Origin of the sequence: Mesorhizobium sp. WSM4989, assembly GCF_029625795.1 — a bacterium.
Taxonomy (GTDB): domain Bacteria; phylum Pseudomonadota; class Alphaproteobacteria; order Rhizobiales; family Rhizobiaceae; genus Mesorhizobium.
On the sequence record NZ_JARTVN010000059.1, the window covers coordinates 1 to 248 of the forward strand.

Consider the following 248-nt stretch of genomic DNA (forward strand, 5'->3'; position numbering starts at 1 on the left):
GTATATCGAAGTAGAGAATAAATATTTAAACCAAAATGCAGAGGATATTGTTTATAACGCAACTGATATTGATTTATTAACAGAGCTAATACTTGAAGCTAACTTAAATATAAGTGACTTAGAAAGAGCTTGGTTGAATAATAGAGGTATAAATGATGAACTAATTGCTAAATGGAAATTAGCAGGATTATCTTATATAAAAGATCAAAAGGCATTAGAAGTATTAAATTGTACAGTGCATCCATTAC

1 protein-coding gene is annotated in these 248 nt (G+C 27.8%); it reads left to right on the top strand.

Features of this window, described 5'->3' with window-relative positions; translation table 11 throughout:
• On the top strand, positions 1–248 hold a 248-nt coding region (locus tag P9217_RS30305), incomplete at both ends, for a hypothetical protein (protein WP_278088342.1).